Origin of the sequence: Peptacetobacter hiranonis, from assembly GCF_008151785.1 — a bacterium.
Classification (GTDB): domain Bacteria; phylum Bacillota; class Clostridia; order Peptostreptococcales; family Peptostreptococcaceae; genus Peptacetobacter; species Peptacetobacter hiranonis.
Genome location: NZ_CP036523.1, coordinates 979,417 through 1,001,936, shown reverse-complemented (window position 1 = coordinate 1,001,936; position 22,520 = coordinate 979,417). Strand labels below are relative to the sequence as shown.

Here is a 22,520-nt window from a genome sequence, read left to right as displayed (position 1 = left end):
GATTATTTTTTCTTCTTATACTTTTTATTGCTCCTATATGTTACACCATTTCCTAAATTTGCAGAAATACCTCTTTTAGTGTTGTAAGTTACGTTCCCGACTTTAACTGAAGCACTTACACCCGTCTTACTTAAATTCACCTTTACATGTTTCCCTAAATTTATAGTTTTTCTAAAACTTAATCCCATAAGCTCATCTCCTTGAATATATTCATCTTAAAATTATTTCTTACTTACTAATTTCTATTTTTTCTTATTCAATCCCTCTTTTCAGTTGAAAGTCGTTAAATATTATTATATTATTTTATTCAGAACTTTTCAATATACTATTGCAAACCATTTTAATTTTCTTGTATTTTCAGTATAAAAAATACCTATCTGCTTAAAAGATTTTAAATCTTTTATACAAATAGGTATCTAATATTATCTATTCAATTACATACTAAGAAGCTTTTCTTCTATATATTCTTTTATTGGTTTGTCAGCTATTGTAGCTGGTCCATCACCAAAGAAGTCTATTACTATATTGAAGAAGTTTATCACTAATTTGTTTCCATCTATATAGTACTCGTCCATATGTCCTGGTATAAATACTACTTCGTATTCATCTTTTGGCAGCTTATCTTCTAAATCAGTTAAGTTTAACTGTTTAACTGGTTCTACCATCATATTTGTGAATCCTAAATCTTCAAGCATCCACATATTTTTACTCCAGAATCTACTTTCTTTTTTAGTAGGTTTGTTTAAAAGTTCTCTGTTTGATATTGCAGAAAGTACTTTTCTTACTGAATCTGGTGTAAATTCTTCGCCATCATATAGATATTTCATATTTGGATTATCTGCTATTTCAAAGAAGAATGAATCCGCTATTTTTTCTTTCTGATGCACTGAGTCCCAGATGTAAAGCATCATTTCTAAGATTTCGTTTTTGATAACGATTTTGGCCATGTTAACTACCCCTTTTCCATTTAAAATTTTGCCCGTGAACTACTTCACTTAAATTAACCTTGTCTGTATTCCGGTTTATAATTGGAATTTAGTTAAATATTTTCATTTTGAAAATATAACTGACATTACTAGTATAACATAAAATCGTTTTTTTAACATTAAATCATTACTTTAACACATCATTGTTTATTTTATTTAATTCAAATCTATTAAATATATACTACTTATTTAGCTTCTCCGTACATTTCTTTTAATTTAGCCTGGATTTCTTTGTTTTCTATATATTCATCGAATTCCATTTTTCTATCCATTATTCCATTTGGAGTTATTTCTATTATTCTGTTTGCTAAAGTTTCTATCATCTGGTGGTCATGAGAAGTAAATAGTATTACTCCTGGGAATTTTTCAAGTCCCTGGTTGACAGATGTTATAGATTCTAGGTCAAGGTGGTTAGTTGGATCATCTAAAACAAGTACGTTAGCGTTAGAAAGCATCATTTTAGAGAACATACATCTAACTTTTTCTCCCCCTGATAATACTTTAGCTTCTTTTAGAGCTTCATCTCCTGAGAATAACATTCTTCCTAAGAATCCTCTTACGAAACTTTCACTTTTTTCTTCTGAGAACTGTCTTAACCAGTCAACTAATGAATATTCACATCCATCGAAGAATTTATTGTGGTTTTTAGGAAGGTAATCCTGAGTTGTAGTTACTCCCCATTTGTATGAACCGCTATCTGGCTCCATTTCTCCCATTATTATGTTGAACAATGTAGTAGTAGCTATTTCATCACCCATAAATACTATTTTTTCATCGTTTTCAAGTCTGAATGATACATCATCAAGAACTTTTACACCATCTATAGTTTTTGTTAGGTTGTGAACTTCAAGTACTTCATTACCTATTTCTCTAGCTGGAGTAAATCCAACATATGGGTATCTTCTGCTTGAAGGTTTTATATCTTCAACCTGTAATTTATCTAACTGTTTCTTTCTTGAAGTAGCCTGTTTTGCTTTAGAAGCATTTGAGCTGAATCTTGCTATGAACTCTTTTAACTGAGCTATTTTTTCTTCCATTTTCTTGTTCTGGTCTTTCTGTAGCTGTAATGCTAACTGACTTGATTCATACCAGAAGTCGTAGTTACCAACGTACATCTGTATTTTACCGAAGTCTACGTCTACTATGTTTGTACATATCTGGTTTAAGAAATGTCTATCGTGTGATACAACTATTACTATAGAGTTTTCTAAATCCATTATGAAGTTGTTTAACCAGCTTATTGACTGGAAATCAAGGTGGTTGGTAGGCTCGTCAAGTAATAGTATTTCTGGTTCACCAAATAATGCCTGAGCAAGAAGAACCTTAACCTTTTCAGCACCTGTAAGCTCTTTCATTAGTTTGTGGTGCATATCTTTTTCTATGCTAAGTCCCATAAGGATTTTTTCTGCATTAGTTTCAGCATCCCATCCATTTAACTCTGCAAATTCTGCTTCAAGATCTGCTGCTTTTATACCATCTTCTTCTGTGAAGTCTTCTTTCATGTATAAAGCATCTTTTTCCTGCATTATATTCCAAAGTCTTTCATGACCTCTTATTACAACGTTTAGTACTTCTTCTTCTTCGTATTCGAAGTGGTCCTGTTTAAGTACTGACATTCTTTCTTTTTCTGTTATTGAAACGCTACCTGTATTAGGCTCTATTTCTCCTGATAATATCTTTAAGAATGTAGATTTACCAGCTCCATTAGCTCCTATTATTCCGTAGCAGTTTCCTTTTGTAAACTTAAGGTTTACATCTTTGTATAGTTCTTTATCGCCAAATCTAAGTCCGACATTCGTTACCTGTAACATAAATTTTTCTCCCTTTCTATTTTGATTTTTATATTTGATAAATTTATTATTTTCGTTTTAACTTTAAATAATTCTATTCAACACAATCCCTTATATGATATCTTATATTTCACTTTCAGTCAACAAATTCATTCAATAAAAAAGCAGCTACTAAACTTTAGTAACTGCTTTACAATCTGGTTATAATTCTTTTTAGTTGAATAACACGCATACTTTTACATTTTTAGACTCTGGTTTAACTAAGTTTGCAAATATTACTGAGCTCTTATCTCCAGTACATCTCTCTTCAAATTCTAGCATTAATTCAGAAATATATTCAAAAGTAACTCTTTCATCGCCTTCAAGTATCATTATACATTTTTTAGATATAAATTCATCTCCAGTGCTTTCTATATCTTCCATTATTTTTTCAACAGCTGTTCTTGAATCTGTTCCATATTCTATCTGAGTGCAGATATATTTTATATCTTTATCTGTTATCATTATATCTCTTAAATCAGTTATATCCAGGTTAAGAATTGGCTCCTCTGTTATAGATTCTGCCATCATATCCATAAGATCTGCTATTTCTGAGAATTTTTCTTCTTCAGCCTGTATATATCTATCTATTTCTTCTATTTTTATAGGTTTATCTGTTGAAAAATCAAATCCTATGCAAAGAGTTTTTCTCTCAGCAGCCATAAATCCTATAGCCTTAACTATTTCAACAGCTCTTTTGTCTGTAGAATCAAATACAAGATAAAGTATCTCTATTTCATCAAGAAGCTTTCTAACAAAATCTTTGTCTACATCCTTGTTTTTATCTATTCTTTCTATAAAAGTATGGCTTATGTCCATTTTTGAAATTCTATCCACAAGCTCGATTCCTTTTTCAGATATTCCTATCGCTTTTGATATTTTTCCTTCCATCTTATTTCCTCCAAAAATAACCTCTAAAAATTTATTACTCTCTAATTTTATCTAGGGTAAGTATCCTCTTCGTTGCTAATCCTTTTAAATTTACCCTGACTTTCAAGCTTATTCATATAATAATGCGAAATCCATGTACATATTCCACATAATAATAGTATAAAATAGTATACTAAAAAGCTGTACATAATAACAGCATATCCTATATATTTTTTAGGAAATACTCCTCTAAAAATTCCAAAGAATGTAAGCTCATTTGCTCCCACATTACCAGGAGTAGGTATAGGCGATATTGTCATATAAAGCAATACCTGTAAAGAGAATAATAAGTAAAAACTAGCACCAGCTAGTTTCGATGCTTTATATATACAGAAAACTATACTAAAATATATAAAAAGCTGTAAAAACGTTAAAATCAACGTAATTATTAAAGATTTTACGTCTGTTATATACATTAATATAGACTTATTAAATTCATCAATATAATTATAGCATCTTTCGTTTTTTCCTCTTAAAAATCTAAATACTCTAAATCTACCAAGACCATTTATAACAATATCTGCAAATTTTTTCATAAACTTAGGACTAAGTACTATCATAAGTCCTCCAAGTATTGTAACCAAATTCATTACCATACCTATTGTTAATAGCATTATTATATGTCTATACTTTGAAACAATCATAGCTTTATTTAAGAATATTATAACACCACATATTATAGTAACAACTGTCTGGAATAATACAGTTTTATTTGTAACTATCGCAACAGCCTTACTAAGACCGATACCATACCTATTCATAACATAAATCTGCATAGGCTGACTTCCTGATGCAAATGGTGTAACTAAGTTATAATAAAGCCCCATGGTTCCCATTTGAAGACCTATAGTCCTCTTCTTTTTATCTTTCTCTACCGAGTTTATAATAGCTTGAAAAACAGCCGTTTCTAAAATTATATAAATTACAACTAATCCCATTCCCATAAATAAGAATTTCTTATCTACAAATGCAATTACATCTGGTATCCTTCTATAATCAACCGTTGTAGATATTATATAAAGTGTAAATCCAATTAAGAACAGAAGAAATCCGTACTGTGCTATCTTCTTTTCTTTACTTGTTAATTTTCTCATAACCTTTAGTCCCCTTTATTTAGTCCCACAATATATTAGTATACATTTTTAAAATGCTTTTGAAAACATTTTATTCATTTTTATTACTTCTACTAATACTATTATATTTTATTTTACTAAAGATTTTCTAAAAGTTATCAAAATTTCATCTAATAATCATACATATTATTTCTTAAGTATTAAAAAAGGACCTTAGTATTATAAAATGGAACCTATAGAATGGACACTTGTAAAAAGGTGTTTCATCTATAGGTTCTTTTTTTGTATAATTTTAATATAGAGGTGAGTAATTTATGAGTAAAAAACAATTTAGTAAAGAAGAAACATTAGAGCTATCAAAAAATCCATTTGTAAAGAATGTAAGCTGTAAATCAATAACATATACAAATGAATTTAAAATACATTTCATAACAGAATACAATAAGGGAAAAAATCCAACACAGATATTTAAAGAAGCAGGTTTTGACACTAACATCATAGGTGCAAAACGTATTAAATGCGCTAGCGAGCGATGGAGAAAGTCATATAAAGAAAATGGTATTTTGGGACTAGATGATTCTAGAGTTAATAATTCTGGAAGACCAAGAAAAAGAAAATTAACAGATAAAGAGATAATAGATAAGAAGGATGCTGAAATAGCATATCTTAAAGCAGAGCTAGAACTAGTAAAAAAGCTAGACTTCGAAGAAAGGCAGGTGATGAATAATAAGCTACCTTCGGTGAAAATATTCAAATTAATTAATGATGTAATAAATAAATATTGTTTAAAAAAAATGATAAAACATCTATGTATTGTTGCAGGAGTATCTAGATCTGGATTTTATAACTATTTAAAAAACAAGAATGTAATAAGCAAACAAGAAGAAAAGGATTTAGAAGCAAAAGAAATAATTCTTAAAGCATATAAGTTCAGAGGATACAAAAAAGGTTCTCGTTCAATAAAAATGATTTTAAAAAGTAAATTTAATATAATATTTAACAGAAAAAAAATTCAAAGAATAATGAAAAAATATGGAATTAAATGTCCTATTCGCGAGTCAAATCCAGCTAAACGTATGGGAAAAGCAAGAAAAGAACATCACACAGTTCCTAATAAATTGAATAGAGAATTTAAACAAGGTATACCAGGAAAAGTACTTTTAACTGATATTACGTATATGCCGTACGGCAATGGGAAAACAGCATATTTATCAACTGTAAAAGATTCTTCTACGAATGAAATTTTATCGTATCATTTATCGAAGAATTTAAAAATGGATATTGTTATTTCAACTATTAACAATCTCATGTTATCAAATTCAGACAAATTACATAAAGATGCATTTATTCATTCTGATCAAGGAGTTCATTATACAAGTACTATTTTTCAGAACTTGTTAAAAAAATATAATTTAGGTCAATCTATGTCTAGAAAAGGTAATTGTTGGGACAATGCTCCGCAGGAGTCATTCTTTGGTCATATGAAAGATGAAATAGATTATAAAAGTTGCAATACATTTGAAGAGTTAAAAAGTTTAATAGATGATTATATGGATTATTATAATAATGATCGTTGTCAGTGGAATTTAAAACAGCTGACTCCTATTCAATATAGAAGTCAGCTGCTTGCTGCTTAAGACTTTTTTATATATGTCCTTGACATAGGGACCATTTTAATGTGTTAAAGCCTCTAATATATACTCTCTGTTATTAAATTTGTAGTCTATTGCAGCTTCAAATCTATCTATATTTTCTTTTATTTCATTAAAAGATTTCATTTTCATATTTTGCCTCCATTTTTTATGATAAATTTTTTATTTTACCAAATTTCTCCGTGCATTTCTATGATTAATTGTATCATAAAAAAATGCCTATGAAAAACCAATCTCATAGGCATTTTTTAATTTTACATAGATTTTTACTTTTCTATAAAGATCGATTTATTCTTCGTCTTCTCCACAGCATCCTTCGCATGAACAGCATCCATCTTCGCATTCATCATCGAAGTCTTCTGAAGATAATATAACTTCTTCACAGTAAGGACAAACTATATCTAGGTCATCATCGTAAAGCTCATCTTCATCTATTTCTACTAGTTCACCGCAGTATGGGCATTCCATTTCAATGTAGCCGTAATCGTCGTCGTCTTCGTCCTCACAATCACAATCGCATTCACACTCATAAAGATCTTCTATATCTTCTTCCATGTCTTCTAATTCATCGTATATATCGTCTATGTTTTCTTCTAATTCTTCCATATCTTCATACATATCTGCTAAATCAGAATCCACGCCTTCTATATATTCACGAAGTTCTTCATTTTCGTCCTGAAGTCTATTTATAGCATCAGCAAATTTGTCTAAAGTTACTATCATTTTTTCTATAACTTTTCCATTTTTACCTTCTTTTGCTATTTCAAGTCCTTCTGCTAATCCTCTTAGGTATGCAACATCTTCTTTTACTTTCATGTCCTGCCCCTCGCTTTCAATGCTTTGTTTTAACATCGACTTTAGTCGGTGCTATACATTTTTAATTTGGTTTGAAATTTGATATTAGTTGTTTACTCTTGATAAATATTCACCAGTTCTAGTGTCTATTTTTATTTTGTCTCCTTCATTTATGAATAAAGGAACCTGAACAACTGCTCCAGTTTCAACTGTAGCTGATTTAGTTACGTTGCTTGCTGTATTTCCTTTTATACCAGGTTCTGTTTCAGTTATTTCTAACTCAACAAAGTTTGGTCCTTCAACTTCGAATGGACTTCCCTGGAAGAATCTTATTGTAGCAACTTCATTTTCTTTCATGAATTTTATAGCATCTTCAACCCGTACGTAATCTAATGCTATCTGATCAAATGTTTCCTGATCCATGAAGTAGTATAATTCGCCATCGTTGTATAGATACTGCATCTGTTTAGTTTCTATCTGAGCTTTAGGGAATTTATCACTTGGGTTGAAAGCTTCTTCTCTAGTTGCTCCTGTTATAAGATTTCTGTATTTTGTTCTAACGAAAGCAGCCCCTTTTCCAGGTTTAACGTGCTGGAAATCTACTACTAGACATGGCTGACCGTCTTTTTCAAAAGTTACACCTTTTCTGAATTCACTTGCTGTTACCATATATATAACCTCCAATAAATATTACTTAACCTCTAAAGGCTATTTTGTGTATTCTTATAATAATTCATAATCCTACTGATAACATAATATCATAAATCATATGATTTAAACAAGTATTTTTACATTTGACAATATCAATTTCTCAACCTTATATTAATTATATCATTAAATTGATTATTATTTTTGTTAAGTTTAAGTTTAATTGAAAAAGAATTCTCAGAATCTTTTTTTGCTTCAATTCCTTCAGCATAATTTCCTATCTCATAATTACCACCATTATATGATATAAACAGCTTTTTATTATATTTGTTTACGTGTATAGATTTATCTTTTACTTTTGTAACGCCTAGCTTAACATCATCAACCCGAGAAACTTTGATTTTATCAACCTCTACAAATCCATCTTCAGGTATTATATTTTTATTATCCTTGTAAAATCTTATATCACTTGAATTTCTTATCTCTCTTTTTAAACTCGACTTCATCTCATTAAATTGCTCCATTAGCTCAATCCTATTATCTGTTTTACTTATAAGCGATACAGATTCATTTAGCATTAAATTTACAGTACTCATAACAATTAACGATATACATATAGCTACAAATACCTCAACCATTAAATATCCTTCTTTTCGCTTTTTATTCTTTATCATTGGAGTATATTCCCTCCTTAAATAAAATCCTTCCAGATATAGGTGTTATAGTTATTGTATATGTATTTTCCTTATATCTTACTTCAATAGTACCAGAATCCATAGGTATACCATCTGATTTAAACATTATTCTTTTTATATTACTTGCAACTTTGATATCCTTATCTACATACTTTTCTTTTATAAGTTTTAAATCAAAAAATGTCCTATAACAACTCCTATTATTTACCTTAGCTATACGCATATACTCACCTATTCCAGATAGGTTTTTCCTTTTCAATAGCCTTAGTTCAGAACAAAGTTTTCTCCGTTCCCATTCAGCCTTCATATATCCGGAATCTGACTTTGGAACTACAATTCCTATAAGCAATATAACAAGACTCATTCCGATAATAAGTTCTGCTAAACTCACATTCCTTCTCTTTTCATAATAAAACTCCTATTTTGAAATTATTATTCTCTAACTACTCTAAATATCAATGCATCTCTTGCGTTTATATTTTCTACAATATCCTCTTCTGGCTCAATTTCAGGTAGCTGCTCTTCTACATTTCCATCAGGACTTTCATTAGGAGCAGAGCCGTTTCCTTGCTCTATATTATTTTCATTATCTTCTTTGATAGGTCTATCTTTCCTCAAATTTTTCATAGTAACACATAGTTCTAGGTTTCTTTTCATATTATACTCATTTTCATATGCAGTTACATTAACCCAGAATTTATACAGTGATGAGCCATCCTCAGAAATATCATCTTTTTTAACATCTATTTTTACATTTTCCATATTTACATCTGACAAGCTTTCTATCTCAGATACATACTGCTTTCTATACTCAAAACTTTCTATCCTATTTTTAAAATCATCTCTATATGGGCTTATATCGTACAGTCTTTGAGTTGCCTCAACAATTTTTTCCTGCGTGATTATCATAGCTCCTTCCGATTTTCTTAAAAGATTTTCAGATTGTACATCTATCCACTCACTTTTGCCATAATCTATCAATCTCTTTTGAAGCGACATACAAGAAAGTGTTAAAAGTGTAAGAACCATTATCGCCATAATAGAAGCACTTCCAAATCTTCTTTTAAATTTATTTATCTTAAAGCGCTTCTTATTCAACATGTGCATATCTCTCATATCCTTGCAATTTGATACTTTCATCGCCTTTTTTAAGATCTATTGTAACCAAGTATACACCTCTAGGCTTGTCTATAATATCAATACGTTTACTTATCATTACTTCATTTGGATTTGAACTACTTTCAAATTTATCTTTTGTATTAAATTTTCCATTTTTTATATTATCAAGTTCTAAATTAAGCTCTTTTTCTGCCATGTACACAAGTTCTTTGTATTCTTTTTCTTTGTTTAGGATAAAGTTTGTATTATTATTGAATGTAGAAAATAAATACATAGCTAGAAATAATATAGACACCGCAATAATTGCATCAGTTATTATAAATCCACCTCTGCGTTTATTAAGTTTTAGGAACCCATTTACATCACCCTCTATTTTTAGATTCTTTCAGATTGGAACATCTCCTTTAGAATCTCTTCATCTTCTGAATCAACCTTTTTACCAGTCCATATTTCAAATGCATCTATACCTTGATTTATAAGCATATCTATTCCATGTATAACTTTTAAGTTATTTTTTTCCGCCCATTTGATTAAATTGGTTCTATGAGGCTTATATACTATATCGTATACTACTATATCGCTATCCACCTCTATACCCTCGTCTATAGGGCATTCTTTGCTTTCCATACCTATTGGAGTAGTATTTATCAGAAAATCATATTTTTCTAAATCATTCTTAGTGACTACCTCTTTTGAATATACAACCTCTGTACCAAATACAGAATTTACTCTTTTAGCTATTTTTTCCGCATTTTCAAGGCTTCTATTTCTTATATCAATTTTTCCAATTCCGTTAGATGCCATTTCAATGGCGATACTTCTACATGCACCACCGCTACCAAGTATAAGAGCGCTCTTACCTATTATAGATATGTTTCTATCTATAATAGCTTTTACAAATCCTCTTCCATCTGTATTGTACCCTTTTAAAACTCCATCTTCATTTTTAACAGTATTTACAGCACCTATTAATTCTGCGTTTCTATCTATCTCATCTAGTCCCGCCATTATATCCGTCTTGTATGGAATGGTTACATTAAATCCAACTGCATTTAAAATTCTCATAGATTCTACAGTTTTGTATATTTTTCTAGGCTCTATATCAAAACATAGATACGCTCCATTTACGCCGTATTTTTCAAATAAATAACTGTGCATATTAGGTGAAAAACTATTACTCACTGGATGACCTAAAAGTGCAAAGATTCTTGTTTCTGAATTTGTTCCCATAAAATTTCTCCTTTCAATATATATAATCATCAAATTTTCATTATTATATTCATTTAATATTATTTTTTATTTTTAATCTATCCTCAACTTTTAATTTATCATAAATCTTATAATTTCTAAAATAATATTCTGTATAATTTTTCAATTAATAAAAAAATGGACTCCCTCTATTATATAGAGAGAGTCCATAATTTTTATTAATTATCTATTTTTTCTTCTATAGGTTTTCTAAGCATATAATCTTCTTCAACTGGAACATCTAGTTTCATTTTTACTATCTGTCTTGGATGTGGAGCTGATTCTATTGGCTCACCATCTTCATTGTACATTTCTAATATCTTAGCGTACATAGTTTCTTTGTATGGAGCCATTATTTCTATATCTTCTCCAACAGACATTTTATTTCTCTGTTCTACTATTGCAAGACCAGTTTCCTCATCATGTCCTCTAACAACACCTATGAAATCGTAGTTTCTTACATAAGATGCAGATTCGTAGTTCTGATCTTCTGTACCTGGTTTGTGTAAATAGAATCCTGTTGTAAAGTGTCTGTGACTTCCTTTTTTAAGTTCTTCCATCCACATTGGGTTGAATTTCCAGTTTTCTGGATCTTCATAATATGCGTCTAATGCCATTCTATATGCTCTAACAACTGTTGCAACATAGTAAGCTGTTTTCATTCTTCCTTCTATTTTTAAACTCATTATACCTGATTCAACAAGTTCTGGTATATGTTCTATCATACAAAGGTCTTTTGAGTTGAAGAAGAATGTTCCTCTTTCGTCTTCGTATATTGGGAAGTATTCACCTGGTCTTTTTTCTTCCATTAGGTAATACTGCCATCTGCATGACTGTGCACAAGAACCTTTATTAGCTTCTCTACCTGTCATGTAGTTACTTATTAAGCATCTTCCTGAGTAAGATATACACATTGCACCGTGCATGAATGCTTCTATTTCTAAATCATCTGGAGTTTTTTCTCTTATTTCTTTTATTTCTTCAAAAGACATTTCTCTAGCAACAACTACTCTTTTTATTCCCTGGTTGTACCAGAAATTAGCACTTTCAAAGTTTGTAGTATTAGCCTGAGTACTTAAATGTAATTCCATTTCTGGAACAACTCTCTTAGCAACACTTATAACCCCTGGGTCAGATACTATTATCGCATCTATTCCTATTCTCTGTAATTCTAGTAAATATTCATCTAAATATTTAAAGTCTTCATTGTGAGGTATTATATTAACTGTTACATATACTTTTTTTCCTCTTGCGTGTGCGAATTCAACACCTTCTGCCATATCTTCTATACTGAAGTTTTTAGCAGCTGATCTCATTCCAAATACTTCTCCACCTATATATACAGCATCTGCACCGTATATTATGGCAGTTTTTAATTTTTCAAGGTCTCCCGCTGGAGCCAATAATTCTGCTCTTTTCATTTCCATGATTACTTTCTCTCTCCTTCTTTATAACTTAACGCTACACCGTCTCCTATTGGTATTAGAGATGTGCTTAAATAATCACAAGTGCATATATAATCCAGATAATTTCTCATTCTCTTAACTATTGTTTTCTTTCTTCTTACAACGAAATCGTCGTGAGCAACCATTCCTTTGTAAAGTATATTATCTGAAACTACAAGTCCACCTTTTTTTAGTCTATCTATTACAAGATCAAAGAATAACTGATACTGACCTTTTGCTGCATCTATGAAGATCATATCAAATTCTCCATCTATTGTTTTTAATGTTTCTTCAGCATCTCCTTCAAGAATAGTTATCTTATCCTCAAGTCCTGCTCTTTTTATGTTTTCTTTTGCTTTTTCTATCATAACTTCATTTCTTTCAGTAGTTATAATTTCAACATCCCCACCTAATACAGATGCAAAGAATATTGACGAATACCCTATTGCACAACCTATTTCTAGTATTCTCTTAGGTCTATGTATTTTTAATATAACTTTTAAAAGATCTGATACCTCTTTGTGAATTATAGGTACACTATTTTCGTGGGCATAATCTTCTAATTCTTTGAGTAACCCATCTTTTTCAGCTAGTGTTTCCCTTATATATTCTTCAACAAGGTCGTTTACTATATTGCTCATAAAATCTCTCCACTTCTAATTAATTTGCCTCAGATTCTTTATTCTGAGTTTCCTGTTTCTTTTTTTCTCTCTGTTCTTTATACTGTTTTTCGTATTTTAAATGCTCTTCATAAGTTTTAGCGTAATTATTTCCTCCACCATCTTCTTTAGCTACAAAGTATAAATACTCTGTAGCAGCAGGGTTTATAGCTGCTTCTATTGATTCCCAGGCTGGGTTTGCTATAGGTGTAGGTGGTAGCCCTTTGTATTTATATGAATTGTATGGTGATTCAACCTTTAAATCATTGTAGCTAACAACCTTTTTTCTTTCCTTAAACGCATACTGAACTGTAGCATCAGATTGAAGTAGCATATCTTTTGCTAATCTATTGTAGAATACACTCGCAATAAGAGGTCTATCCTCATCTAAAACAGCCTCTTTTTCTACTATAGATGCCATTTTCATAACATCGTAGAAGTTAAGGTCTTTGTGTTTTTCCATTTCTGGTTTTATTTTATATTTGTATATTTCATCGAATTTATTAAGCATTCTAGAAAGTACTTCTCTTTCACTCTCTCCTTCAGAGCAGAAATATGTGCTAGGATAAAGAAATCCTTCTAAACTTTTTATGTTCTTATCTTTTAAAAACTCATACTTATCTCTAAACTCATCTGGATTGTTTATAAGTTTTTCGTAATTTTCCTTAATACCAAGTTTTTTCTTAACTAACTCGTCTATTATCTCAGCAGAAGTAGCTCCCTCTTTTACAGTAACTTTAGGACCAGAATGATGTATCTTTCCTGCTGCTATATCATCTATAATCTCATCATTTGTATATGATTGATCAAATTGATATTCTCCAGCTTTAAATTGAGATGCCTTGCCACTCATTTTTACATTTATCTTAAATACTAATTTATTTTTTATAAGTTTTGCATCACTAAGTATATCAGCTATACTATCTGTTCCAGAGCCAGATGGAATGTTTACTACTACCTTTTTTTCTTCATTTACATCATATGCACCAGACCGCTTTTTAAAATATATACCCCCAGATGCTGCTATTACAACAAAAAGTACCAAAATAACTAAAAACTTTTTTTTCATATTTTTTCTCCTTTTTAATTGGATTATAACTCTGCAATTATAAATTATAACAGTATAATAAAAAAAAGTCTAACAAATAATGCTAGACTTTGTATTTTATAAGTATTTTATAATTCCGTTTTATTTGTACTCAGTATTTATTTTCTAGGGTGTCTTAGATTCATTTCTTTCCTCATATTCTGGTCTATACAGCTTAAATACGACTGTATGCTAGATAAATTTGTATTTCCTAGAATTTTATTTACAGATGCTATATTAGCACCCTTATTTATCATATGTATTGCAAATGAATGTCTTAACATTGTTGGATTTATATTTTTATCTATATTAGCTTTCTTAGAATATTTTTTAATTATTTTCCATAATCCCTGTCTTGTAAATCTATGTCCAAGCGCACTTACAAATAAAGCATTTTCTCCATCGGCAACAACATTTTCCCTAGCTTCATTTACATAAAGCTCCAAATATTTTTTAGTTACATCTATAAGAGGTATAACCCTTTTATTCTTACTTGAAGAACATGTTATACTTCCCATTTCAAAATCTACATCTTCTACATTAAGGTCTATCAGCTCAGATACCTTCATCCCCGTACCGTATAACACCTCAAATATAGCCTTATCTCTTTTTAATTTATTTGAATCTAAATTTTCAAAGTTTAAAAGAGCTTCTATCTCTTCCTCTGTTAAAATCTCTACTGTTTCTTTCTTTATCTTAGGCTTTTTAATATTTTTAGCAGGATCTATAGCGCAAATCTTGCTAAAGAATAAATAATCATGGAATGATTTTATAGATGATGTTGTTCTAGCTATAGTAGAAACAGATGTATTGTTCTTTTCTAGCTCAACTAGGTAGTTTAATATATCTGTTTCTACAACATCTTTAATATCTATATTATTCTCTTCTAAATAATCCTTGTATTTTTTTAAATCAGCCCTATAAGATGAAACAGTATTTAAAGATAATTTTCTTTTATTTTCTATATACTCGATATATTCTTTTATTAAATTGTCCATCCTAAACTCCTCATTCGATTTCTTACACATCGTATGCCCTCATACGAAATCTTTTAAAGTCAGGTTCTTTAATCCCAAAATTTTAGAATTATTTATTTTCTGTTATATAAATCGCTGCAGACGATGCTGAGTCAAAGAACTCACTATCCTGTTCATAGTTTCTTCCCATACTCTTAACCTTTAATCCGTAGCTATCTATATCGTCTTTAGTTCTATTATTTTCTATATATTCTATTTTATGTTTTTTATCCAAATTATTTTCTTTAATTTGATTTTTTATTACACTGTCTTTTTCTTCACTGTAAATAGTTATTGGTATCTCAACTTCTACATTAACTATTTCGCCAAATATAGTTATACTGTGATGAGATATACCGTTATGTCTATCTCTCATATCAGCAAAGCTTATTCTAGGTATCGCAATAGGTCTACCACCTAGTTTTGATATTGCATCTAATATAGGTCCCTGTTCTATACCTGTGAACCCGTATTTTGTACCAGTCCCCGCAATTCCAGGTCCCATACTTATAAATACAGCATCTGCCTTTACTATTTCTTTAGCTGTTATTAAAGCAGTGTATATATTTATACATTCATAGTCTCCACCAAAAGCATTTCCAAATGTTATTGTAGAGTCTATTAATCCTTTATCCTTTAGTGTAGCTGCATTCATACTGAAATATATAGGAAGTGCAGCACCATCTGTCATTATGTATACTAGTTTTTTGTTTGGATTTAATCTTTTATAAGTCGCTGCAAATGGAGTTAACATACTGTGAAGAGTTCCAACTACAACTGGCATTCCATTAAGTGTTTCAAATTCTTCAAATACATCGTGGTATTTGCTTTCATGATCCTCAACAGAATCAACCCTAACCTGCATAGGAGTATATCTAAGCTTCATTATATGTCCCTGACCTTCTAAATCAGCCTCCATATTATCTAAATTAGATATTACATAGTGGTATCCACCTGTTCCAAGAGAAAGCTCTACAGCTGTAGTATTTAGAAGTACCTTATCTCCAACTTTTACTTCTCCAGTCATTTTAGGATAGTTGTATGCTCTAAATATTTCTCCATTTATTTCAACTCTTATATCGTCAAGCTGTCCATTTTGTTTCTTTATTTCAACTACTTCGCCGATTTTTCTACTCAACATAAATGACTACCTTCCTAATCTGTCCAAGAAATTAAGGACTTTATTTTTTTCTATTATCTTAGTTAGGGAATATTTTTCAGTTAAAATGTGAATAAGAACTAAAAATACTAGCCATCCTATTTTAACATTTATAGAATATCCAAATGCCATAAATATCCCTATTGATATTCCAAGAACATTTGAACCTGCATCTCCCATCATACATTTTGCCTTTAAATCCTGATTAAAGTAAGCAAGCACTGCTGGAACTATTAAGAATGGTAATATTCTAGTAAATCCAGTAAGTGTACCTATCATAACAATCATTATAACTAAATAAACTTTTATAGCTCTACCTGGTCTTAAATCCATTAAGTTCATAAGATTTGTAGAAAGTGCTATTATAAGTGTATTTAAAACTATTTCAGGTATGCTTCTTGTTAGTACTACTGATATTAATAATCCAACAAATCCACCGTAAAGCGCCTTAAATCCACCTGTTGTAAGAGTTCCTTTAAAAAGACTTTTGAAATGTCCTTTTAAACCACTTACATTTCTATTTCCTATTATATCGTCCATTATCCCTGCAAATGACATAGATAAAGCTGCAAATAAGAACATAAATAAGTATTTCATATGTTCTGGATCTCTATCTATATACGCAAGCACCATAGCTGATATAACAAGCATTGGAACGAATACTATCCCCATACTTACAGGTATCATATCCTGTTTGTAGTTAGGTCTAACTATTTCGCCTTCTATTAACATTTTTTTGAACATAGGAATTATAAGAAGAGTACCTACAAATCCTACTAATGCAAGTATAAGCATAATGTATATATCTGCCATTACTTAGCACCCCATTCCTTTTTCTTCTGTTTTACAACTTTTTTAATATGGTAATACTGTTTACCTCTGTGGATAAATCCTTTTAAATCTCTTCCAGTTTCATTGTGAGTCATTTCCACTGGAACTTCTTTAATTCTGTATCCCCATTTTAATATGTCTATAGACATACCAACTTCGACACCGTATCCATAAGGTATTGTATCAAATCTTTCTATTACTTCTTTTTTGAATATTCTCTGACCTGATATACTGGCATTTAATTCAACACCTGTCATTTCATATACAGATTCTTTAGCTAGTCCTTTTACAAGTCCTAAACCACCCTTTTTCTTAGCTCCAGGGAACTGTGCTATTGTTACATCTGCCTCGTCATCAAATACTGGTTTTATTATTTTTATTACTTCTGAAGAACAAGACCCTAAATCTGCATCTAAAAATCCTATTATATCGGCATTTTTTAGAGCTTCTTTTAGACCAAAGTTAAGGGCATATCCTTTACCTCTATTTTTATCAAGTCTAAATACTTTTACCTTTTTGCTGTCTACACTCTTTGCTTCTGACTCAGTATTGTCTGAAGATCCGTCATCGACAACTATTATTTCATTTATTTCATCTATACCAACTATTCCTTCAAGGGTAGCCTTTATTCTGCTACCCTCGTTAAAAGCTGGCATTATTATACTTGTATAATGTTCCATTTTTTTCTCCTTATTTTTCCATTGGGATTAGAGAAGATGCTGTATCTAATCTTCCGAAATTACCTACAAGATTTTCATCCTGTATTAGAGCTACTAAAGAAAGTACTCCTGTTTTTTCATCTATATTATCTACAGTTGCTGCTTTATTTTTAGCATACTGCTCAACATATGAAGTTTTAGCTCCTTTTGACTGTGCTTCAACTACATATTTGTTTTCAGATTTTAATTTTGATACTACAAATTTGTCAAGTTCATTGAACTGTTTTGCTGGATCTGATGATTCTGATAATGCTGATATTACAACAGATGAGAAGTTTGCAATATCTTCACTTTCAGAGTTTAAGTCTATCATTTTTAATTCTTCTAGTGGAGCTAAAGATTCAGCGTTACCTCTTTTTACTATGTCGAATACATAATTCACTACATCTTCAGTTGATTTAAATTTTTCTCCAGTTTTTTCAGCTGCTTCTTTGATTAATTCTTTATCAGTTATTTCTTTATTAAATATTAATTCAAAGGCTACTGAGCCATCATACTGATTTATTATTTCTTTTAATTTGTCTACATTTTCTGTTCTACCATAAGTAGATACAACAGCTACTTTTTTCCCTGATAAAGAGCCAGTCATTAGAGCATCTGCATTTTCATTTACATAAGCCACTAAAGCATTGTATTTTTTATCAGTATTTTTTAAATCTGCTGATATTGTATCATTTTCCTCTTTTATACTGCTGAATTCTTCGTCAAGCTGCTCTATTATCGCTGCCTGCTGTTTATTCATTTCTTCGTTATTGTTTAAATTGAATCCAACAAGTATCCCTATTCCTAAGGCTAGGAATATTGCACCAATTGAAACAATATAGTATTTCATATTTATATGCATAATATTTTTCCTCCTGCTAAAAACTACATATTAAGCATTATTCTTAATTTTAGCTGCATAAGCTGTATAAACTGCTGCATTCTTGGAGATAATGATGCCAGTATTAATACTGGGAATAATGCAGTCGCTATTAATGCCCAAATATATTTTATTTTTAATTTACTTCTGTATAAAAGGTTTACACCTTTTGCATCTATAAGCTTTGCACCTATCTTCATTCTAACTAGGAATGTACTCGCCATACCTTTTCTACCTTTTTCAAGGAAGTCTATTATATTAGAATGAGTTCCAAGTGCAACTATAAGCTCAGCATTGTATTCATATGCTATAAGCATAGCTATGTCTTCACTTGTTCCTGGTGCTGGGAATACTACAGCATCAAGCCCTAAATCCTGTACTCTTTTTAGTCCAGGTGCTCTACCATCTGTGTATGCATGTACAACGATTTCTCCAGCTGCCTTTAATGACTCATCGCTTACACTATCCATATCCCCTACAACAACATCTGGTTTATATCCAAATTCCATAAGTGCATCTGCTCCACCATCAACACCTACTAGTATTGGTTTAACCTCTTCAATATAAGAAATCATTGTAGCTAAATCTTCTTTATAGTCCTGTCCTCTTACAACTATAAGTACCTGTTTTCCCTGATATATTGTTTTAACCTTAGGTATTTCAACTTCACCAAGTATAAAACCTTTTTCTTTTTTAGCATATTCTATAGTATTGTCTATAAATCTATCTAGTTCTTCACCTAAGTTATCATACGCTAACTTTATCTGAACAGCTACCTTTTCTCTAGTAAGAACATCGCCTTCCCCTATAAGTTCATCGCCTCTAAATATTTTACCATCTTCTATCAGCAATGTTTCACCTTCAGATACATTATTAAAAAGTTCTTCTCCTACTCTATCTATTATAAGTATGTTGTTTTCTGTTAAAATCCCAGGTCCCTTATTAGGATATCTACCACTTATAGACTCAGCAGCATTTATAACTAATTTGACCTTAGCTTCAACTAAAGAATTTGCTGCAACCTCATCTATATCAACATGGTTGATGACTGCTATCTCACCAGGTTGAATTCTTTTAGCAAGCTTCTTTGTTTTGCGGTCTACCCTTATCGGTGCCTTGACTATCATATCAAACCCTCCAAATTTCATAAAATCACATTATATTATACCATATTTTTTATTTAACCGCTTATTTTTAACATTTTTAGATTTATTTTTTTTTAATTTATTTTTTAGCGATTTCTTTGAAACTTTTGAAATTACATAATCTTAGCTATCTACTTATATATTTTTTAAAATATTTTTTTATTTTTCAATCTGATTTTTTATACAAAAATAGGGAGGTTAGATTTCCTAAACTCCCATAACTATAGCTTTCTTTTTCTTTTTTAACCTATTAATTTTATAACACTTTATACTTTAATGTATTTTACTCATATAAGGACTTATTCTTGTTTTAGAATTTCTTATCTTTTCAGCTGCACAAAATACAAATTCCATATTTGTTGGAATATCATTTTTTGAAAAAATATCACGCCCTAAAATTTGATTAAGTTCCTCATAATCCCTATTCTTTTTTAAATCTTGTATAGCATATCTAATACTTCTCTCTATATTTGTCTTTTCAGTATTATTTTTATTTGCTATAGTTGCAATAGTAGTGCTATCTTCTTTTATATCATACTTTGTATCTCTTAAAAGCTCAATATATATAGATTCCTTTATATACCTATACCCTTTTAGTTTTGAGCGAATACCCAAATAATTTATAAATTCACTTGTATCAATTTCTATTGAACTTATGCAACGTATATCATCAATATCCAACGTTTCATATTGATCCTTTTCTATATACCCGCATATAGTATTATATAAAGGTTTATCAATACACCTCATTTTTATCCCCCATTTCCCATAAGTTTATTGATTATCTTTTATACGTTTTTAAATACAGTTATCTACATTTGTATTCCTCAGCAAGAGAAAGTATTTCCTTTGCATGCTCTATTGTTTTTTCTGTTATCTGTTTTCCAGATATAAGTCTTGAGATTTCTCTTTTTCTTCCATCGCCGTCTAGCTTTTCAACAACTGTAAATGTTCTTTCACCGTCTGTTTTCTTTTCTATGCAATAGTGTGTATCTGCATTTGCAGCAATCTGTGGAAGATGCGTTATACATATAATCTGTTTTTTAGTAGCTATGTCTGATAGCTTTTCACCGACATTTTGTGCGGCAATACCACTTATACCTGTATCTATTTCATCAAATACCAATGTTTCTATCTCATCTGTATCAGCTAAAATAGTTTTAAATGCAAGCATAAATCTCGATATCTCCCCACCTGAAGCAACTTTGGAAATAGGTCTTAAATCCTCTCCAACATTGAAAGAAATCATAAACTCTGCAAAATCTCTTCCTTCTGCTGTAAAATCTCTATCACTAAACTCTGTACAGAATCTTACATTCTTCATATCCATACTATCTAGCTCTTGAATTAGAAGTTCAGACATCTTTTCAGCTTGTTCTTTTCTAATTTTACTTAATACTTCTGATTTTTTATATAATTCTACCTCTATAGATTCTAGCTTTTCCTTTAATCTTTCTTTTTCTTCATCCCTATTTAAAATATCATATAATCTTTTCGAAATTTTTTCATGGAATTTGAAGATATCCTCTATCGTATCTCCATATTTTCTTCTAAGATTATTAATATCATTTAATCTTATTTCTATCTGCTCAAGTTCATATGGCTCAAAATTAATGCTGTCTTTATAATCTCTTATTTCTCCAGATAAATCCTGAAGCTCATACATTATTCTCTCTACTTCATTGTAAATATCCCCTATTTTCTTATCAAAAGACGATATAGAAGATAACTCACTTACAACTCTACCTACTATATCAATAGCATTTATCTCGCTGTTGTGAATTGCTTCATAAGATACATTTAGATTATTGAATATTTTTTCGCTATTTCTAAATACATCTCTCTTCTGTATAAGCTCTTCATATTCATCAGGATTTAAATTTGCAGATTCTATCTCATCTATTTGGAATTTTAATAAATCTATTTCCCTTTGAATTTCCATTTCATCCTTGTTATCGTTCAATCTCAATAGTTCCGACTTAACTTTGGAATACTCAGCATAAAGCTCTTTATACTCCATTTTTGCGTCCATTATTTTCTCTCCAGCAAATGCATCTATGAATTTCAAATGTCTACTAGGATCAAATAATAACTGGTTTTGGTGCTGCCCATGAACATCTATCAAGTAGGATACTATCTCCTTAAGAAGAGATAATTTTATTGTTCTACCATTAACTCTTGCAGTACTTTTCCCATCGGAATATATTACCCTTGTTATTGTAACTACTCCATCTTCCATATCAATATCATTTTCAGACATTATTCTTTTTAGATTTTCATTTTCCGAATAGAAAACTGTTTCTACAAACCCTTTATCAGTTCCCTTTCTTAAAAATGATTTATCATATTTATTTCCAAGACATAAACCCAGTGCATCTATTATTATAGATTTTCCAGACCCTGTTTCTCCTGTTAAAATATTTAAGTTTTTGTCTATAGTGAGCCTTAACTCCTCTACAAGAGCACAATTTTTCATATATATTTCGAGAATCAAACCAATATGTAGTATATAAAAATACTACAAACTCACCTCCCAGCTCACAAATCATATCGATTTCGTGCAAATTTTCCATTTTTAATATTTATTTTATAAAATTTAATTTATACATTTTAGCAAAATAA

Annotated in this window: 24 protein-coding genes; 1 reads left to right on the top strand and 23 read right to left on the bottom strand. The window is 30.2% G+C overall.

Annotated elements, in window-relative coordinates; genetic code table 11:
* Positions 1-2 precede the first annotated feature (2 nt).
* From KGNDJEFE_RS04745 to KGNDJEFE_RS04725, 5 genes are all read right to left on the bottom strand, one after another.
* Entirely contained in the window at positions 3-188 is a 186-nt protein-coding gene (locus KGNDJEFE_RS04745) for a DUF4236 domain-containing protein (RefSeq protein WP_006439364.1), read from the bottom strand.
* Positions 189-434: 246 nt separating this feature from the next.
* A complete protein-coding gene (locus tag KGNDJEFE_RS04740; protein WP_006439363.1) occupies positions 435-947 on the bottom strand; it encodes a TDE2712 family protein in 513 nt (170 codons plus the stop codon).
* A 224-nt stretch (positions 948-1,171) separates the two neighbouring features.
* Positions 1,172-2,797 carry an ABC-F family ATP-binding cassette domain-containing protein gene (locus KGNDJEFE_RS04735; RefSeq protein WP_006439362.1) on the bottom strand — a complete coding sequence of 542 codons (1,626 nt, stop codon included), beginning with the start codon at positions 2,795-2,797 and terminating at the stop codon, positions 1,172-1,174.
* 192 nt (positions 2,798-2,989) lie between these two features.
* Positions 2,990-3,706: a hypothetical protein gene (locus KGNDJEFE_RS04730; RefSeq protein WP_006439361.1), complete on the bottom strand. Its 717-nt coding sequence runs from the start codon at positions 3,704-3,706 to the stop codon at positions 2,990-2,992.
* A gap of 47 nt (positions 3,707-3,753) precedes the next feature.
* A complete protein-coding gene (locus KGNDJEFE_RS04725; protein WP_006439360.1) occupies positions 3,754-4,839 on the bottom strand; it encodes a lysylphosphatidylglycerol synthase transmembrane domain-containing protein in 1,086 nt (361 codons plus the stop codon).
* Between the two features lie 293 nt (positions 4,840-5,132).
* On the opposite strand from KGNDJEFE_RS04725, the gene KGNDJEFE_RS04720 reads away from it, so the two are divergent.
* Positions 5,133-6,455, top strand: coding sequence for an IS3 family transposase (locus tag KGNDJEFE_RS04720; protein WP_148881763.1), 1,323 nt, complete (start codon positions 5,133-5,135; stop codon positions 6,453-6,455).
* Between the two features lie 303 nt (positions 6,456-6,758).
* On the opposite strand, the gene KGNDJEFE_RS04715 is transcribed toward KGNDJEFE_RS04720, so the two are convergent.
* The 18 genes from KGNDJEFE_RS04715 to recN form a co-directional block, all read right to left on the bottom strand.
* Entirely contained in the window at positions 6,759-7,286 is a 528-nt protein-coding gene (locus KGNDJEFE_RS04715) for a CD1247 N-terminal domain-containing protein (RefSeq protein WP_040410417.1), read from the bottom strand.
* A gap of 84 nt (positions 7,287-7,370) precedes the next feature.
* Positions 7,371-7,934, bottom strand: a complete 564-nt coding sequence (gene efp, locus KGNDJEFE_RS04710) for an elongation factor P (protein WP_006440085.1) — start codon at positions 7,932-7,934, stop codon at positions 7,371-7,373.
* A gap of 134 nt (positions 7,935-8,068) precedes the next feature.
* Positions 8,069-8,587 carry a hypothetical protein gene (locus tag KGNDJEFE_RS04705; protein ID WP_006440084.1) on the bottom strand — a complete coding sequence of 173 codons (519 nt, stop codon included), beginning with the start codon at positions 8,585-8,587 and terminating at the stop codon, positions 8,069-8,071.
* Positions 8,574-8,999, bottom strand: a complete 426-nt coding sequence (locus tag KGNDJEFE_RS04700) for a hypothetical protein (RefSeq protein WP_006440083.1) — start codon at positions 8,997-8,999, stop codon at positions 8,574-8,576. The genes KGNDJEFE_RS04705 and KGNDJEFE_RS04700 overlap by 14 nt, the downstream gene beginning before the upstream one ends.
* A 41-nt stretch (positions 9,000-9,040) precedes the next feature.
* A complete protein-coding gene (locus tag KGNDJEFE_RS04695) occupies positions 9,041-9,709 on the bottom strand; it encodes a hypothetical protein (protein ID WP_006440082.1) in 669 nt (222 codons plus the stop codon).
* Positions 9,699-10,001: a hypothetical protein gene (locus tag KGNDJEFE_RS04690; protein ID WP_006440081.1), complete on the bottom strand. Its 303-nt coding sequence runs from the start codon at positions 9,999-10,001 to the stop codon at positions 9,699-9,701. The genes KGNDJEFE_RS04695 and KGNDJEFE_RS04690 overlap by 11 nt, the downstream gene beginning before the upstream one ends.
* Positions 10,002-10,102: 101 nt before the next feature.
* Positions 10,103-10,957 carry a shikimate dehydrogenase gene (aroE, locus tag KGNDJEFE_RS04685; RefSeq protein ID WP_040410415.1) on the bottom strand — a complete coding sequence of 285 codons (855 nt, stop codon included), beginning with the start codon at positions 10,955-10,957 and terminating at the stop codon, positions 10,103-10,105.
* Between the two features lie 197 nt (positions 10,958-11,154).
* Positions 11,155-12,402, bottom strand: coding sequence for a peptidase U32 family protein (locus KGNDJEFE_RS04680; protein WP_006440079.1), 1,248 nt, complete (start codon positions 12,400-12,402; stop codon positions 11,155-11,157).
* Positions 12,403-12,404: 2 nt separating this feature from the next.
* Positions 12,405-13,061: an O-methyltransferase gene (locus KGNDJEFE_RS04675; RefSeq protein WP_006440078.1), complete on the bottom strand. Its 657-nt coding sequence runs from the start codon at positions 13,059-13,061 to the stop codon at positions 12,405-12,407.
* 19 nt (positions 13,062-13,080) lie between these two features.
* On the bottom strand, positions 13,081-14,148 hold the full coding sequence (gene mltG, locus KGNDJEFE_RS04670) for an endolytic transglycosylase MltG (protein WP_148881801.1): 1,068 nt from the start codon (positions 14,146-14,148) through the stop codon (positions 13,081-13,083).
* 137 nt (positions 14,149-14,285) lie between these two features.
* Complete coding sequence (locus KGNDJEFE_RS04665; protein WP_040410414.1) at positions 14,286-15,164, bottom strand: tyrosine-type recombinase/integrase; 879 nt, start codon at positions 15,162-15,164, stop codon at positions 14,286-14,288.
* A gap of 88 nt (positions 15,165-15,252) precedes the next feature.
* Entirely contained in the window at positions 15,253-16,323 is a 1,071-nt protein-coding gene (locus KGNDJEFE_RS04660; RefSeq protein ID WP_006440075.1) for a DUF3866 family protein, read from the bottom strand.
* Positions 16,324-16,329: 6 nt separating this feature from the next.
* Positions 16,330-17,154 (bottom strand): MraY family glycosyltransferase, encoded by an 825-nt coding sequence (locus KGNDJEFE_RS04655; RefSeq protein ID WP_006440074.1) that lies wholly within the window; start codon positions 17,152-17,154, stop codon positions 16,330-16,332.
* Positions 17,154-17,852, bottom strand: coding sequence for a glycosyltransferase family 2 protein (locus tag KGNDJEFE_RS04650; protein ID WP_006440073.1), 699 nt, complete (start codon positions 17,850-17,852; stop codon positions 17,154-17,156). The genes KGNDJEFE_RS04655 and KGNDJEFE_RS04650 overlap by 1 nt, the downstream gene beginning before the upstream one ends.
* 10 nt (positions 17,853-17,862) lie before the next feature.
* Positions 17,863-18,735: a copper transporter gene (locus KGNDJEFE_RS04645; protein ID WP_006440072.1), complete on the bottom strand. Its 873-nt coding sequence runs from the start codon at positions 18,733-18,735 to the stop codon at positions 17,863-17,865.
* A 23-nt stretch (positions 18,736-18,758) separates the two neighbouring features.
* The gene (gene steA, locus KGNDJEFE_RS04640) at positions 18,759-19,880 is read right to left on the bottom strand and encodes a putative cytokinetic ring protein SteA (RefSeq protein WP_040410413.1); all 1,122 of its coding nucleotides are present in this window, start codon (positions 19,878-19,880) and stop codon (positions 18,759-18,761) included.
* A 291-nt stretch (positions 19,881-20,171) separates the two neighbouring features.
* The gene (locus tag KGNDJEFE_RS04635) at positions 20,172-20,648 is read right to left on the bottom strand and encodes a sporulation initiation factor Spo0A C-terminal domain-containing protein (protein WP_006440070.1); all 477 of its coding nucleotides are present in this window, start codon (positions 20,646-20,648) and stop codon (positions 20,172-20,174) included.
* A 58-nt stretch (positions 20,649-20,706) separates the two neighbouring features.
* The gene (gene recN, locus KGNDJEFE_RS04630; protein ID WP_040410412.1) at positions 20,707-22,392 is read right to left on the bottom strand and encodes a DNA repair protein RecN; all 1,686 of its coding nucleotides are present in this window, start codon (positions 22,390-22,392) and stop codon (positions 20,707-20,709) included.
* Positions 22,393-22,520: the final 128 nt, after the last annotated feature.